The organism is Paenibacillus sp. V4I7, assembly GCF_030817275.1.
Classification (GTDB): Bacteria; Bacillota; Bacilli; order Paenibacillales; family NBRC-103111; genus Paenibacillus_E.
This window is the reverse complement of record NZ_JAUSZD010000002.1, coordinates 2,349,371-2,363,853: the sequence shown is the minus strand read 5'-3', so window position 1 is coordinate 2,363,853 and position 14,483 is coordinate 2,349,371. Positions and strand designations below refer to the sequence as shown.

The 14,483-nt window shown below is 44.4% G+C and carries 17 protein-coding genes; 2 read left to right on the top strand and 15 right to left on the bottom strand.

The window, feature by feature from the left end; translation table 11 throughout:
- Positions 1–13: 13 nt before the first annotated feature.
- The 5 genes from QFZ80_RS11835 to QFZ80_RS11815 all read right to left on the bottom strand — a co-directional run bounded on the left by QFZ80_RS11835 (position 14) and on the right by QFZ80_RS11815 (position 3,280).
- Positions 14–712 (bottom strand): hypothetical protein, encoded by a 699-nt coding sequence (locus QFZ80_RS11835; protein WP_307546467.1) that lies wholly within the window; start codon positions 710–712, stop codon positions 14–16.
- A 21-nt stretch (positions 713–733) separates the two neighbouring features.
- Complete coding sequence (locus QFZ80_RS11830; protein ID WP_307546468.1) at positions 734–895, bottom strand: hypothetical protein; 162 nt, start codon at positions 893–895, stop codon at positions 734–736.
- Positions 896–1,033: 138 nt separating this feature from the next.
- Positions 1,034–1,513, bottom strand: coding sequence for a hypothetical protein (locus QFZ80_RS11825; RefSeq protein ID WP_307559014.1), 480 nt, complete (start codon positions 1,511–1,513; stop codon positions 1,034–1,036).
- Positions 1,514–1,551: 38 nt separating this feature from the next.
- The gene (locus tag QFZ80_RS11820) at positions 1,552–2,187 is read right to left on the bottom strand and encodes a trimeric intracellular cation channel family protein (RefSeq protein ID WP_307546470.1); all 636 of its coding nucleotides are present in this window, start codon (positions 2,185–2,187) and stop codon (positions 1,552–1,554) included.
- A gap of 16 nt (positions 2,188–2,203) precedes the next feature.
- Positions 2,204–3,280 carry a Gfo/Idh/MocA family protein gene (locus QFZ80_RS11815; protein WP_307559012.1) on the bottom strand — a complete coding sequence of 359 codons (1,077 nt, stop codon included), beginning with the start codon at positions 3,278–3,280 and terminating at the stop codon, positions 2,204–2,206.
- 274 nt (positions 3,281–3,554) lie between these two features.
- On the opposite strand from QFZ80_RS11815, the gene QFZ80_RS11810 reads away from it, so the two are divergent.
- Entirely contained in the window at positions 3,555–3,776 is a 222-nt protein-coding gene (locus tag QFZ80_RS11810) for a hypothetical protein (protein WP_171647013.1), read from the top strand.
- On the opposite strand, the gene kapB is transcribed toward QFZ80_RS11810, so the two are convergent.
- Genes kapB through QFZ80_RS11795 form a run of 3 tightly spaced genes read right to left on the bottom strand, consistent with a single transcriptional unit; the run spans position 3,773 to position 5,030 of the window.
- A complete protein-coding gene (gene kapB, locus QFZ80_RS11805) occupies positions 3,773–4,162 on the bottom strand; it encodes a kinase-associated lipoprotein KapB (protein ID WP_307546471.1) in 390 nt (129 codons plus the stop codon). The genes QFZ80_RS11810 and kapB overlap by 4 nt on opposite strands.
- 27 nt (positions 4,163–4,189) lie before the next feature.
- Entirely contained in the window at positions 4,190–4,510 is a 321-nt protein-coding gene (locus tag QFZ80_RS11800; protein WP_307546473.1) for a thioredoxin family protein, read from the bottom strand.
- Position 4,511: 1 nt separating this feature from the next.
- Complete coding sequence (locus QFZ80_RS11795; protein WP_307546474.1) at positions 4,512–5,030, bottom strand: hypothetical protein; 519 nt, start codon at positions 5,028–5,030, stop codon at positions 4,512–4,514.
- 72 nt (positions 5,031–5,102) lie between these two features.
- Between QFZ80_RS11795 and QFZ80_RS11790 the strand changes: the two genes are divergently transcribed.
- On the top strand, positions 5,103–5,315 hold the full coding sequence (locus QFZ80_RS11790) for a hypothetical protein (protein ID WP_307546475.1): 213 nt from the start codon (positions 5,103–5,105) through the stop codon (positions 5,313–5,315).
- Positions 5,316–5,378: 63 nt separating this feature from the next.
- Here the strand turns inward: QFZ80_RS11790 and QFZ80_RS11785 are convergent, their stop codons facing one another.
- The 7 genes from QFZ80_RS11785 to QFZ80_RS11755 all read right to left on the bottom strand — a co-directional run bounded on the left by QFZ80_RS11785 (position 5,379) and on the right by QFZ80_RS11755 (position 14,472).
- A complete protein-coding gene (locus QFZ80_RS11785; RefSeq protein ID WP_307442170.1) occupies positions 5,379–6,992 on the bottom strand; it encodes an ABC-F family ATP-binding cassette domain-containing protein in 1,614 nt (537 codons plus the stop codon).
- A 117-nt stretch (positions 6,993–7,109) separates the two neighbouring features.
- Positions 7,110–9,083 carry an ABC transporter ATP-binding protein gene (locus QFZ80_RS11780; protein ID WP_307559010.1) on the bottom strand — a complete coding sequence of 658 codons (1,974 nt, stop codon included), beginning with the start codon at positions 9,081–9,083 and terminating at the stop codon, positions 7,110–7,112.
- Positions 9,080–10,129, bottom strand: a complete 1,050-nt coding sequence (locus QFZ80_RS11775; protein ID WP_307546477.1) for a M42 family metallopeptidase — start codon at positions 10,127–10,129, stop codon at positions 9,080–9,082. The genes QFZ80_RS11780 and QFZ80_RS11775 overlap by 4 nt, the downstream gene beginning before the upstream one ends.
- Before the next feature lie 264 nt (positions 10,130–10,393).
- The gene (locus QFZ80_RS11770; protein ID WP_307546478.1) at positions 10,394–10,684 is read right to left on the bottom strand and encodes a Dabb family protein; all 291 of its coding nucleotides are present in this window, start codon (positions 10,682–10,684) and stop codon (positions 10,394–10,396) included.
- 13 nt (positions 10,685–10,697) lie between these two features.
- Positions 10,698–12,254, bottom strand: a complete 1,557-nt coding sequence (locus tag QFZ80_RS11765; RefSeq protein ID WP_307546479.1) for an ABC-F family ATP-binding cassette domain-containing protein — start codon at positions 12,252–12,254, stop codon at positions 10,698–10,700.
- A 201-nt stretch (positions 12,255–12,455) separates the two neighbouring features.
- Entirely contained in the window at positions 12,456–13,949 is a 1,494-nt protein-coding gene (locus QFZ80_RS11760; protein ID WP_307546480.1) for a DUF6382 domain-containing protein, read from the bottom strand.
- A 13-nt stretch (positions 13,950–13,962) separates the two neighbouring features.
- Entirely contained in the window at positions 13,963–14,472 is a 510-nt protein-coding gene (locus tag QFZ80_RS11755; RefSeq protein WP_307546482.1) for an A24 family peptidase, read from the bottom strand.
- Positions 14,473–14,483: the final 11 nt, after the last annotated feature.

Here is a 14,483-nt window from a genome sequence, read left to right as displayed (position 1 = left end):
TTTTTAAGTATCCTTAAGGTAACTCGTTTCTTTGTCCTGAGGAATAGGTTGGGAACGCATATTGGACCATCGTGTTAAATTCATTCAAATACGTATCCATTCGTTTATTATTTCGCTGCTGCGTATCATAGTACAACATCCGATTCACGAAATATGGATTCGACGAGATGAAAATATTCGTTTCCGGATAAATACGAGTTAACAAATGTCGAATGGCATTGGAACTTTCCGCTGGAAGCGGTTTGGCCGAGAGCCAATCCATCTGTGCGCCTACCCCCGAGCCGAATAAGCCTGCTTCATTTTCCGGGTCATTATTTTTACTTAACATCTTAACACCATCATTGGCGCCCATCGCTTGCATGCCTCCCGTATCAACGGCGACATAAATGTTGTTATCCGTTACGGCAACAGCTGTAGATCCTAGGTGTGCTGCTTGAATAAGCTGATCCGCTAAATCCCGATTCAGCTGCAAGTGCGTGTTGATATGTGCTTTCACATTATCTATTGTAGGTTGAAGTATCGTAGGCTGCGGTGATTGATTAACACTCTTTGCACCCATCGAAGGATTTTCATTGTTTCTTAATCCTGTATCCCAACTGCCAGCATTCGGGTTAGAAGAACTTGCGCCTGCTTGATTTTTTGGACTCGCACAGCCTGCTGATAGGCAGACGAGTATAGCGGTCACCACGATTTTGAACATCGTTTTTTTCATATAGTCCCCCCTTCTAGTAGCTCATACTTTACTTTTCTTACTCTCATCATCTTCTTGCGTGTAAGCAATCAGGGCGACTTCATACCCCAGTTCATCCTTCATGCGGGACTCGAGGCTGCGCAGATCTTCCAGCAAATCTTCACGTGTGCCAAAGTTAGCAAAATGGTAGGACTCTGTATCCATGATTCTCCCTCCTCTCCTAAGCAAAAGCCATTAGAGTTAATATGGACATTTATCCTGATTTTTACTAAACAAAAAAAGCCCGCCGCCGAATCATCGGCAAGGCTCCTGTAAAACATATATGAATGCATTCAATCATGGCTATTCCTTTTTATTACGTGTTTCATCCAGTTCTTCAAGCAACTTACGAACTGCTTCCGGATCTACATTCCCATTTTCACGAAATTCTCTCAGCTTATTTAATAGGTCCTGTGCAATCGCATCATCCTCGGATTGCTGCAATTCATGTGACGGGTCAAACCAAATGTAAAATCCCTCTGGACCATTTCGCAAAAATGATTTGTGCCAATGCTCTGGATAGGCATAACCCTGTTCCCCAAATATCAAACCTAGCACATCATCACTGTCAATGGGCAGCAAATAATGAAAGGATTCCGACTCACCGGTGTTCGTAAAATCTCGATGCATGTAAGCATAATGAAGATAATGCTCACCCGTTTCTACATCCTTAGACACCTCATACATGTCAAGCTCCGTTTGCAGCAATTCTTTCACCGAAATAATCCGCGATGCAATCGTCTCTGCCGAAATCTTTTGCTGGTGTAACAATGATGTTTCCATTTTAACCATCCTCCTTTCGAACTTTAGATAGCTCTATGCTACGAATCGGATCTGCGTGTTGCCTCACCAATGGCACCCCGCAAGGATCGTTTGGGCAGTTTCCATTTATAAAAGACCGATAACATTCTAAGAACCACGATTAGCACAAATAGAACAGCTAATTGCCAAGCGCCTTGTGTCCAACCAAGTCCGACTAGCGCGCCAGCCAGCATGCCCCAGACAGCATAAATTTCATCCTTGAGTACGAGCGGCTTTCGTCCCGCTAATACATCCCGAACCATCCCTCCGCCAATTCCAGTCAGAACAGCAGCAACAATAATGGCACTAAGCGGATGTCCCATATTCGTTGCATACAGCGCACCTTGAATGGAAAAAGCAGCCAAACCAATCGCATCAAAGAAAGCTTCCCAAGTTTTCCATACTCGGATGTATCGAACTGGCATACAGAACACAAGTGTCATTGCAAACAAGGCAATTTGAAAATATAGTCCTTGCTCCCATAGCAGGACAATCGGTTTGCCGATCAGTAAGTTTCGTATGACTCCGCCGCCGAAAGCTGTAACAAGTCCGAGTACATAGACGCCTAATATATCATATTCTTCTTCCATCGCAACTATGGCACCACTCACCGCGAATGCAATCGTTCCGATGATACTAAATAACTCCCAATTCACTTCCTGCAGCCCCTGTCTACTCGATGTCCCAGTCCAATTTCACTTCATTACCCGTTTGCGACGAACGGTAGATCGCATCCAAGATCAAGTTATTCGTATAGCCCGTCATGACGGATGTCAACGGCTGTAAGCCACTCTCGATACATGACAAGAAATGTCTCGCCATCCGAACACGAGGTCCTTCATCGAATTCAGGCACCGTAAGGTCAATGTCAGCTTCGCGGTCGAACATTTCTGCGAACAGCTTCCCTTTCGTTCCACGAATCGAGGCACCGCCTTCACTTCCAAGCAGCTGAACATAAGGCTGGTTATCTGTTTCAATGAGAGCTGCCCAACTTACATCCAGAGATAAGGTAGCGCCATTGTCAAATTTAATCAGAGCCGTTGCCAAATCCTCCACATCATATTGACCATCCCAGTTGGGCGCCCCCCATGATCCAATCCCTTTTTTACGCGGACCGAATTCAGCGTAGGTCGCTCCATAGACCGATACAGGTTTCGGATTCCCCATCAGATACAAAGATAAATCCAACATATGCACACCAAGATCAATCAGAGGTCCTCCGCCAGATTTCCCCATTTGGGTAAACCAAGTTCCCCAGCCAGGAATCCCTTTGCGTCTCAACCAGCCTGCTTTTGCATGATAAATGTGTCCAAGCGCACCTTTCTCAACCTGCTGCTTCACAGCTAGTGATAAGGCATCCCAACGCAGTTGGTGCGGAATCATCAGAACTTTACCCGCTTTGCGCTCCGCTTCAACAATTTGTTTAGCCGAAGCAAGATTTAATGCCATGGGTTTCTCGAGCATGACGTGCTTACCGGCCTCTAGCGCTTGTACCGCGATAGGTGCATGCCATTCATTAGACACAGCAATGATTACCGCATCTATAGATGGGTCCGAGAGCAGCTTGTCCGTACTTTCATAAACACGTTCAATGTTATGTTCTTTTGCTCTAGCTTCAGCAAGTGGCAAAAATACATCCGTAACGGCGGTGATTTCAGCCTCCGGCACTTTCTTCAGCACTTCCATATGTACATTTCCGATATTTCCGGAACCTATTATACCTATACGAATTGGCTTTCCAGCTGTCATTTCTATATCCTCCAGAACGTGTTTAGATTTCAATCTTTCTTATTATAATTGTGGTTATCCTTCCCCGCAACAGCCAATCTCTTGTGCTCAAATTAATCTTTGAGGAACTGGCCCACTAGAGCTATTTTTTACATATAATAAATTGCTAAAACTTTTTTAATAGTTTGACCCTAACATATCTAACATTTGAAATGTATCCTTAATGAGTAGACCAGACGTAATGAAAGCGTATGAAGTAAGTTTTCCCAAAGGAAAACTCGAAGGAGGGCTTAACATGCAAGCATTAACCATTAGATTCAAAAACAAATCCATCCCCGTGCTTAATTTCACACATAAACGATCACATATGGAACTGTTGTCCAGTAAACTCAAGGAACTTGAGCTGAATTTTGAATTTCGCAAAAAATTAAAAATGATCTCGATGATCGAGATCATTGGTGATGTCGCCATTTTCAAATATAACGACGGCACGAAATTGTATCTGGAAGTTTCTTAATCTTTCGTTGGAAAATATTCTTTCTGTAACTGATCAAGCTCCTGCAGAGAGCGTCGGGCCCACGCTTCCATTTCCGACAGCTTACTGATTTGCGTGAGTAGCGCTCTCTTCAGAGAATCTTGGTAATCTGGAATCTGACCTGCATAAGGACGTATTGTCGTAATAGGCATTAGTGCAATTTCTTGATAAGACAACGCCCGTCGTTGATGAAAAAAAGCTACACTTGGATCCATCGGGTTATGTAAATCCCCCTGTGTTGGGTGCTCTTTTACAGCCAGAATGCGGACTGCCGCTTTCATCGAATTGCTTATCTCTACAACCTCACCAAAATAAGCGCCTGTTTTATACTCCGCAGTTACGCGATCTCCTATTTGAAAACTACTCATTCGTCAACAACTCCATTCTTCTCAAATTCACATGCGGTTAAGAGGCAGCAGTTTACGATACAGCTCATCCACCGATTGCATGCGGTATATAAATTCTTTCTCTTTTCCCTGTTCTATGATGACTATACACGGTACACTACTAATTTGCCATTCACGAGTAATTTGAGGAAGAAAGTTAATATTACTCTTTACAAGCGGTAAGGAAGGCAGCATTGTCATGATAATGTCTAACATCCGTTCCGTCACTTTGCATGTACCGCAAAAAGGTGTGTACAGAAAAACAGCAAAAGAACCCTCTTGCGTTCTATCTAGTCGCTCTAACAGCTCCTGCCCAGTTAATTCCTGCATACTAACTCCATCTTTCATCCAACCAAGCTAAACTATCTACGGCATAAGAAATGAGATGAGGGAAATCATCTATATGACTTTCATCTACTTTGCGTCCGAAGGATAATGTGATTTGATTATGATAGGAAATTGGATCTAGGCCATATTCATAAGAAAGCAGCTGAATGACTTGGGGACGCTGCTCCCAAATAGCACCTAGTTGCTCTTCGATATAGGGGCACTCGATATCTGGGTCTTTAACTTTGGTAAAAAGCTTAATGGTCAATGTACAGCCTGGCTTGGCTGATGGATTTTCTAAAATTTCAGCTGCTAAATCACTCAAATGAACATGCAGGTTAATTTCAGCTTTGCTGGGTTTATCGATCTTTCGGGCAAATTCAATCGCATAAGTGCGTGACATCGAGGATAGATCGACTTGATCTTGCCGCCGCGTGATGATAATTTTACCGTCCAAATCCAAGTCATAGACAGCTCCCTCAAGCACAACCTTAATATTGTCATAGATCGTTGGATCAAACATCCCGTACACCTTCTTTCATCTTTTCTTAGATTCGATTATACTAAAAGCATACCACGTAAAGAAGGTGTTCCTATGTCAGACAAGCCTGAAGATCAATTGGGTGAAGAACAAGGCCTCAAGAAAGTTAGTTTAGCTGATGCCATTAAGCAGAAACTTGCCCAGAAGAAAGCGGATCAAGCCGCTGCACGCGCAAACCCGAAACAAGCTGGAAACAATAATCAAAGCGGCAAAAGTCAAATGACTAAAAAAGTAAACAATCAACGCCGTCGTACCGGCGGCAGCTAAACGTCGCTTTGCGTAGGCAAAAGCGCCCTGAGAGTAATACGTCAGGGCGCTTCTCATTTATCATTACGCGTATTGCGCTTCGCGTTGTTTTTGCACATCTTCGCTTTCTAGGTATTCATCATAAGTGAACATTTTATCGATGAGTCCTTTAGGCGTGATTTCCATAATGCGTGTAGCAATCGTTTGGATGAACTGATGGTCATGGGAGACGAATAGAATCGTTCCGTCGAAGTCAACAAGACCATTGTTAAGTGCTGTAATGGATTCCAAATCCAAATGGTTCGTAGGCTCATCAAGAATGAGGACATTGGATCCGCTTAGCATCATTTTGGAGAACATGCAGCGTACTTTCTCTCCACCCGATAGCACGTTTGCTTTCTTCAGCGCTTCTTCGCCTGAGAACAGCATACGGCCTAGGAAGCCGCGTAAGAAAGATTCATCTTGGTCTTTGGAGTATTGACGAAGCCAATCCACCAAAGTTAAATCAGAGTTGAAATAATCTTGGCTGTCTTTAGGGAAGTAAGCTTGGGAAGTTGTAATCCCCCATGTATACGTACCCTCATCCGCTTCCATTTCACCCATCAGGATTTTGAAGAGCGTCGTTTTGGCGATGCCGTCCGGGCCAACAAAGGCAACTTTATCCCCTTTATTGATAGTAAACGAGATGTTGTCTAACACTTTTACGCCATCTATCGTTTTGGACAATTTCTCAACAGCCAACAGCTGCTTACCCGCTTCACGCTCACCTTTGAAGTGAATGAACGGATATTTACGGCTGGATGGTCTAATATCTTCAAGAGTAAGCTTCTCGAGTTGTTTTTTACGGGATGTAGCTTGCTTCGATTTGGACGCATTCGCGCTAAAACGTGCGATAAAGGCTTCCAACTCTTTACGTTTTTCTTCGGTTTTCTTGTTCGCGTCTCTCGTCAAACGAAGTGCCAGTTGGCTGGACTCATACCACCAGTCGTAGTTACCAACGTACATTTGAATTTTACCAAAATCAATATCCGCAATATGCGTACATACTTGGTTCAGGAAGTGACGATCATGGGATACAACGATAACAGTGCCTTCAAAGCGGGAAAGGAAGTTCTCCAGCCAACGAATGGACTCTAAGTTCAAATGGTTGGTAGGCTCATCCAGCAGCAAAATATTCGGATTGCCGAACAAGGCTTGCGCTAAGAGGACTCGTACTTTCTCATTGCCATCGAGGTCTTTCATTTTCGTGTCATGAATGGAAGTCGGGATACCTAGACCGATGAGAAGCTCAGCTGCATCCGATTCCGCCTGCCAGCCATCTAGATCCTGGAATTCACCTTCGAGTTCAGCGGCTTTCATGCCATCTTCTTCTGTAAAATCAGCTTTGGCATACAAAGCGTCTTTCTCTTCCATAATTTTAAACAAGCGAGCATGACCCATCATGACGGTTTTCAAAACTTCGATTTCGTCAAACTCGTAATGATTTTGTTTCAAAACAGCCATTCTCTCGCCAGGTGTTATGTTGACTTCGCCTGTGTTAGGTTCAATCTCTCCGGAAAGAATTTTCAGAAAAGTTGATTTACCGGCACCATTTGCTCCGATTAGTCCGTAGCAGTTACCCGGTGTGAATTTGATATTGGCATCCTCGAATAAGGCTCTCTTGCCGTAACGAAGCGTCACGTTATTAACATTAATCATGTTTAGTACATACCTGCCTTTATAGTAGTTTGTTCTATCATATCATATATAGGGATCTTTAATCGAAGATTAAAGTCTCTCCTTTTTGGGATCCCTGATCGGAGATCGAAGTCTCTCCTACTTGTTTCGTTCTATTTCCTCTAGCAACTCAGATAAATAAGTCCATCTTTCCATCGCCGCTTCCAAATCCACTGCCGTTTGCTGCTCTTGCTCATACAGTTCGCGAACACGGTCAAAGTCGCTGCCTGCCGCTTCAATTTGCTTTTTCAAGCTAGCCGCTTTGTCTTCCAGAGAAGCTATCGTACTCTCAATTTCGTCCCATTCCTTCTGTTCTTTGAAAGTTAGCTTCTTGGGACGGTTCGCATTCGATGTGCCCCCTGCTGCAGCAGGACTACTAATAACGGCTGCTGAAGCTTTGTTGGAACCGCCATTAGACTTGGAAGAGCTTTCATGACGTATCAACTCTTTCCGATTCTGATCAGCTTCTGCCTGCTCCTGCTTCTCTTCCAAGTAATCGGAGTAGTTACCAATGTAAGGCTCGATCTGACCTTTGCCATCAAAAGCAAATAGATGCGAAACCGTACGATCCAAAAAGTATCGATCATGGGAAACCGTTATAACGGCTCCAAGAAATTGATCCAGATAATCTTCCAGTATGGTCAAAGTTTGGATATCCAAGTCGTTGGTCGGCTCATCTAGAAGCAGTACGTTGGGTTCTCCCATAAGTGTACGAAGCAAATAAAGTCTGCGCCGTTCACCTCCGGAGAGCTTTCCGATTGGCGACCACTGAAGGGTTGGCGAAAAGAGGAAGCGTTCGAGCATTTGCGACGCCGAAATCGTCTCACCATCAGCTGTGCGGATCTGCTCAGCAGCCTCTTTGATGTACTCGATGACGCGCATCTTCTCATCCATCTCGACGTTCTCTTGCGTGTAGTAAGCAAGCTTCACCGTCGTGCCGGTCTCGATCGTCCCGCTGTCGGGTTGAATACGCCCGGCGAGCATGTTCAGCAGTGTCGATTTGCCGCTGCCATTCGGACCGATGATACCGAGGCGATCCCTCGGCATCACGATGTAGCTGAAGCCGCTCAGCAGCGGCTTCCCGCTCTCGAAAGCTTTGGTGACGTCTTCCAGCTCCATCACCTTCTTGCCAAGGCGGCTGCCAGCCAGCGCCATGTCAAGCTTCTCCCCGGGACCGTCCACCTTGCGGTCCCGTAATTCCTCGGCGCGCCCAATGCGCGCCTTTTGTTTGGTCGTGCGCGCCTTCGCGCCGCGACGAAGCCAAGCCAACTCGCGGCGCAAAAGATTCTGCCGCTTATCTTCGCTGGATGCTTCGGACTCCATCCGCTCCGACTTCTTCTCGAGGAACCACTCGTAGTTCCCCTCGTAGCTGTAGATCTTCCCCCGGTCCAGCTCTAGAATGCGGGTGGTTACCCGCTCTAGGAAGTACCGGTCATGGGTAACGAGCAGCAAGGCGCCGCGCCATTTGCTAAGGAATTCCTCGAGCCAGATGGCCGTCTCGTTATCAATATGGTTCGTCGGCTCATCGAGAATGAGCAGGTCAGCGGGCTGAATGAGAACACGCGCCATGGCAATGCGTTTGCGCTGACCGCCGGACAGCTGGCCGACGGGCTTGTCGAACTCGCTGATGCCTAGCTTCATCAGCACGGTTTTGGCCAAGGTGCTGGCTTCCCAGGCACCTTGCTCATCCATGCGCGACTGGGCGCTGAACAGTCGCGTTTGTTTCTTTTCATTGGAGGCGTCCAACTCCAATTCAGCAAGCGCAAGCTCATAATCGCGCAGCGTCTTCATGAGCGGCGTATCGCCGTGGAATACTTGCTCCAGAACCGTGGAGTTCGGATCGAACTCCGGGTTCTGCGGCAAGTATTCCACGCGGAAATGGTTTGCGTGCACGAGCTTGCCGCGATCCGCTGTTTCCATCCCCGCCAGCAGTTTCAGCAGCGTGGACTTGCCTGTTCCGTTCACGCCAATGAGACCGATGCGCTGCTTCTCGTTCACCGTGAATGAAATATCATCGAACAGCACCTTGTCGCCGAATGTTTTGGTTATATTGACTGCACTAAGTATATTCATGCGTGGGCCGGCTCCATGATATAGGCCACAAGAAGAGCTGCTGTATTCACTACAGCATCCATATGCGTTCTTTCCATGCTATGTGACGCATGAACACCTGGTCCTATCAACGCAGCACGAATATCGCGTCCGCCTCTAAGCGCGGCAGATGCATCTGAACCGTATCGCGGATAAATATCAACGGCATAACCGATTTCCAGCTTCTCGGCCAACTCAATCATTTTCGAAGTCATCTGATAATCATAGGGTCCTGAGGAATCCTTCGCGCAAATCGATACATCACGCTCGCTTCCGCTCAAATCATCACCAAGAGCACCCATATCTACAGCAATAAAATCTGTAATATCATCAGGGATAAAGGAAGATCCATGACCAACCTCTTCATAATTGGAGAAGAACAGCTTGATCGTATATTCAGGCTTCAGGCCCTCATCTTTGATTAGCTTTAAAAGCCCAAATAAGGAAGCAACACTCGCTTTATCATCCAAATGACGCGACTTCACGAAGCCATTTTCCTTCACTTGTACGCGCGGATCGAACGAAATATAATCCCCCACTCGAATGCCTAGATCTTGTACCTCTTTCTTGGACTTTACAAGCTCATCAATACGCACTTCCATGTTGGCTTCATCCCGTTTATACTCTCTTGCGTCTTCATACACATGCACAGATGGCCTCGAAGTCAGGATAGTCCCATCATAAACACGTTCATCGCGCGTATGAATTTGAACATATTCATTTTCAATAGCGCCCATCATAAATCCGCCTAATGAAGTGATTTTCAAAGTGCCATTATCTTTGATCGAACGCACCATAGCGCCGAGTGTATCCACGTGTGCAGAAATGCCAATGACACGGTTTTGATTGGTACCAGGAATCGTCACAATGCCGCAGCCCTTATTCGTATATGTAAGCTCAAATCCGAGCTTATTCACTTCTTGTTCAACTTTTTGCATAATGTGGTGCGTGTAACCAGTTGGGCTTGGAGTCCGCAGAAGCAGCTCTAGAATTTCTGTCATATAAGCTTTATTTAAGTTCGTTTTCAATCGGGATTCCTCCCTTTTCTATTTATTAGATTTCCTCTAAAGACATGAGAAAACCTCTATCGAGGCCATTCAAAGATGAGCGACCGCGTTTAGAGGTAGGTTTTATCGCCAATAAGAAAGCGGTTTTCGTGATCCGAAAACTTATACTTTCTTATGTGGTAAAAAACAGTGCAGCCTAGGTTTCATAAGCAAGTTAATGACATAGGTCACAAACAAGTCTCTTCTAGTGATACTACACTGTTCCCCTATGTTTTTCAAACTAGATTAGCTTACATAATCAACGCAAATGGACGTTCCATCAAGGACTGTCTTCATATGGGCCTTCACTTCTTCATGAACGGGATGAGTGTCATAGACCTTGAGATCCTCTAAGGAATCAAATTTGGTAATCAAAGCAATATCATACGAGCGTTCCAGATGCAAAATGTCGGTTCCAACTTCGATATGCCGCAGGACCGGGATTTTACCTTCCATGTTCGTAAGTATAGCCTTTGTTACTTCAACCGCTTCCGGACTGCGATCTTTGAGCTTAAAAAACACAACGTGAGTTAACATGAATGATTTCCCCCTAATTGGTTACTTTTGCAGACCACTCTTCAACATCCCACACTCTTGTTACCCAACCTTCATAAAATTCAGGTTCGTGACAAACAAGTAGAACGGTACCTTTATATTCTTTCAAAGCCCTCTGAAGCTCTTCTTTGGCAACGACGTCCAAATGGTTCGTCGGCTCATCGAACAACAACCAGTTGCTTTCTCTCATAAGAAGTTTACAAAGCCTTACTTTTGATTGTTCACCACCGCTAAGCTTACTCATAGCACGTGTGATGTGCTCATTTTTGAGCCCTACCCTTGCAAGTGCCCCTCTGACCTCATTTTGAGTCATCGAAGAGAACTCGTTCCATACGTCATCGATCGGAGTCATGTTCGGTGCTTTAATTTCTTGTTCGAAATAGGCAGGACTCAAGTAATCTCCACGGAATGTTTTGCCGTTAAACGGCTCAAGCTTACCAAGAATCGTTTTGAGAAGTGTAGATTTACCAACACCGTTGCATCCGACAATAGCAATTTTCTCGCCGCGCTCAATCGTTACATTCATCTTCGGTAAAAGAGGACGATCATAACCGATTTCCAAGTTTTCCGCCTCAAAAACCACTCTGCTGCTTGAACGTGATTCCTTGAACACAAAAGTCGGCTTCATAGCCGTCTCTGGACGCTCAATTCGGTCAATTTTATCAAGTTGTTTCTCCCGGCTCTTGGCACGGGTTGAAGTTGACGCCCGCGCTTTATTACGCGCGATGAAATCTTCTTGTTTTTTAATGTACTCTTGCTGCTTTTCGTAAGCGTCAATATGCTGTGTTTTGTTCATTTCAGCCATATCAAGGAATTTCTCATAATTCGCTGTATAACGTGTCAGCTTCGTGAATTCCAAGTGGTATACCACGTTAACGACTTCATTCATGAATTCCGTGTCATGGGATATCAGCATAAAGGCAAACGGGTAATCTTTGAGATACATTTTCAACCATTCAATATGCTCAACGTCCAAATAGTTGGTCGGCTCATCTAAGAGAAGAACAGTCGGTTTCTCTAGGAGCAATTTAGCCAAAAGAACTTTCGTACGCTGTCCACCACTAAGAGAAGTAACATCACGGTCTAGACCAATGGCATTAAGCCCAAGACCGTTACCCATTTCTTCGATTTTCACATCCAGCATATAGAAACCGCCGATATCCAAACGCTCTTGAATTTCGCCCATTTGCTCCAGAAGAACCTCAAGCTCTTCCGGTGTGGCATCACCCATTTTTTCGGTAATCGCCATCATCTCCTTCTCCGCTTCAAAGAGAGGAAGAAAAGCATCGCGCAGAATATCACGAATGGTTTTGCCTGGTTCTAACACGGAATGCTGGTCCAAATATCCGTAATGTACGCGCGGCGTCCATTCAACCTTACCTGTATCTTTAAGAACTTTTCCGGTTAATATATTCATTAACGTGGATTTCCCCACGCCATTAGCTCCAACAATACCGACACGCTCGCCAGCGAGCAGACGGAATGATACATTTTTAAATAACGTACGATCTCCAAAGCTATGGCTTAAATCTTCAATTGTCAAAAGACTCATCTCTTAATTCCAAACTCCTGTCTATTTCGAAGATAATCGCACATACTCGCGACTTCTTATTATAACACTGCTCATGCAAGACAGGAATAGGTAAATTCATCTGGGAAGCGTATTCATTCGCTTTTATACAAAACTATGCAGAAAAACGCCCCCATTGGGACGTCGCAGTTAATGCCAAATGATCGTGATATTGCCTTAATCTCACAACCGAAATCTAATCTCCTGCCGCACAATTCGAATCTCGTCCCCATCTTTCAACGGGTAGGACTGATAAGTAACTAATGGTTCGCCATTTAAATAGGTTCCATTCGTTGATCCTGTATCTTTAATCACATAACCTTCTTCAATCTTAATTATTTCAGCATGTATTCTGGAAGCTCCCGCTTCCTCCAAAACATAATCGACCTTCAAACTGGCATCGCCTCTGCCCATTGTAAAATGATCGTTATTCAGAGGAAACGTTTTAGTAGTGCCTTCGATTTGCCATTCAATTCTTGCTCCTAACGGTTGATTCATTAGCCTGCCAAGGAAAACGGTAGCGTTTGGCTTTTTTTGACTGAGCAAGGTCGTATGCATATGTAAATTTTGATAATAATTTTGTATATTGGTCGGTTCAGGTGATGGTGCTTCTAGCTTTTGATCCAGTTGCCTTTCTACAACCGGGAAGATGGGCAGGTTAACACCACTGCTTTCTTTCGTGTATCGTTGAAAGCGAGGTAATCCTAAAAATCGAATAACAAACCAAACATTCATGAGTAAAATTGAGATTCCTGAGGTTATTTGCAAAGTACTTGTAGATGGGTATGTAAAATAATTCTGCCATAGAAACGCTATTAGCAGAATAACAACAGCAAGGACTATCGTTCGTGACCGCCCCGATAAAGAGGTAAAGGAGACCGGAAGTCCCTCACTTCTTTCTTTCATACTCGCCTCTTTTTTGGGTTGAAGCTCCTCAATTGAGTTGTTTAGAATAACTGGCTGATGTAATTCATTCCGATTCCATAGTGGCTTAGGCAAGCCGTTTACTTTTACAGGAGGCATTTGCGTATTAGGACGAATTTCTGGCACTTGCTCGTTATCATGATTAGATGCCTGATAAGCTTCTTGCACGGGTAGATGTTCGTCCATCAGAGCGAGCAGATTCTCCTTATATCCTTGCAAGCTCCGATTCCGCGATAATGACTCCATCCACGAAACTACCACGGTCCTCTCCTCATTGTTCAATTTATGTGAGAGTTGTTTCATCAAAGACTCAAGTGATTTGGATACGGATTCTTCATCAGCGGTAGGTTCAAGCGGCACATAAGTCAGAAATACATCCGACCAATCACTGCCAATGAAGATGAAATTATCCCTCAAAACGTATCCAGATTCAAAAAGCATGTAATTTTTACTTTCTCCTAGTGCACAAACAATTGCATACATAAGCTTTGCAAAATGCTGTTTAGACAGCCCCTCCACTTTCAGAACATGGGACAGCATTCGTTTAGCTGACAAGTTATACAGTAAACTGATGCGGAAATCCACCTCTTGTATTTCGAGCTGTAGAAGGTTCGGTACATCGTTAGCTTCAAGCATCCTGACCTGCAAAGTCGAGAGCGTTTTCGAATCCAAACCATCTTCCTTATACAACACCATATAATGACCATGTCGATATACAAATTCATAACGAAGTCCAAATACTTCTTGCGTCATGGATTCACCTCTCTCATAAAAACGAATAATACCAAGTCAGTGCAACGCCCGGTACAACTGCGTACATAAACGGAAATTTCATGTTTTTTTGATGCTTCATTCCTAGCAGACTACCCATGTCTTGACATACAACAATTGAAACCAGCCATGTGGCAATTTTATGACCTGTTTTTATCATCTGTTTGCGGATAAAGAGCAAAATAAGTCCGATAACACCTGCACATAAAATGGCATAAAGCATCGATTGAAGGACGAATGTAAAACCCATCATCGCCCCAATGGCAGCAAATAGCTTTACATCACCTGCACCAAGAGCACCAAAAAAATAAAGCAAAAGAAGAGCCGTAAAACCAGTAATTGCACCAATCACAGCAAAAAACACTCCGCTCCAACCTTCCGTACATGCGTGGAATATGAAGCCAATCATTGTTCCACAGAAAGTAATCTTGTTTGGGATCCGTGATTGACGTACGTCAATCACAAATGCAATGGCTATTAGTATAAATAAGATCCAATGAATCAAGGAAAAAGGTC

What these genes read in the sequence shown, in the direction of transcription:
- QFZ80_RS11835 (WP_307546467.1), bottom strand. Translation starts at nt 712, where the DNA reads ATGAAAAAAACGATGTTCAAAATCGTGGTGACCGCTATACTCGTCTGC.
- QFZ80_RS11830 (WP_307546468.1), bottom strand. Translation starts at nt 895, where the DNA reads ATGGATACAGAGTCCTACCATTTTGCTAACTTTGGCACACGTGAAGAT.
- QFZ80_RS11825 (WP_307559014.1), bottom strand. Translation starts at nt 1,513, where the DNA reads ATGGAAACATCATTGTTACACCAGCAAAAGATTTCGGCAGAGACGATT.
- QFZ80_RS11815 (WP_307559012.1), bottom strand. Translation starts at nt 3,280, where the DNA reads ATGACAGCTGGAAAGCCAATTCGTATAGGTATAATAGGTTCCGGAAAT.
- QFZ80_RS11810 (WP_171647013.1), top strand. Translation starts at nt 3,555, where the DNA reads ATGCAAGCATTAACCATTAGATTCAAAAACAAATCCATCCCCGTGCTT.
- kapB (WP_307546471.1), bottom strand. Translation starts at nt 4,162, where the DNA reads ATGAGTAGTTTTCAAATAGGAGATCGCGTAACTGCGGAGTATAAAACA.
- QFZ80_RS11800 (WP_307546473.1), bottom strand. Translation starts at nt 4,510, where the DNA reads ATGCAGGAATTAACTGGGCAGGAGCTGTTAGAGCGACTAGATAGAACG.
- QFZ80_RS11795 (WP_307546474.1), bottom strand. Translation starts at nt 5,030, where the DNA reads ATGTTTGATCCAACGATCTATGACAATATTAAGGTTGTGCTTGAGGGA.
- QFZ80_RS11790 (WP_307546475.1), top strand. Translation starts at nt 5,103, where the DNA reads ATGTCAGACAAGCCTGAAGATCAATTGGGTGAAGAACAAGGCCTCAAG.
- QFZ80_RS11785 (WP_307442170.1), bottom strand. Translation starts at nt 6,992, where the DNA reads ATGATTAATGTTAATAACGTGACGCTTCGTTACGGCAAGAGAGCCTTA.
- QFZ80_RS11780 (WP_307559010.1), bottom strand. Translation starts at nt 9,083, where the DNA reads ATGAATATACTTAGTGCAGTCAATATAACCAAAACATTCGGCGACAAG.
- QFZ80_RS11770 (WP_307546478.1), bottom strand. Translation starts at nt 10,684, where the DNA reads ATGTTAACTCACGTTGTGTTTTTTAAGCTCAAAGATCGCAGTCCGGAA.
- QFZ80_RS11765 (WP_307546479.1), bottom strand. Translation starts at nt 12,254, where the DNA reads ATGAGTCTTTTGACAATTGAAGATTTAAGCCATAGCTTTGGAGATCGT.
- QFZ80_RS11760 (WP_307546480.1), bottom strand. Translation starts at nt 13,949, where the DNA reads ATGACGCAAGAAGTATTTGGACTTCGTTATGAATTTGTATATCGACAT.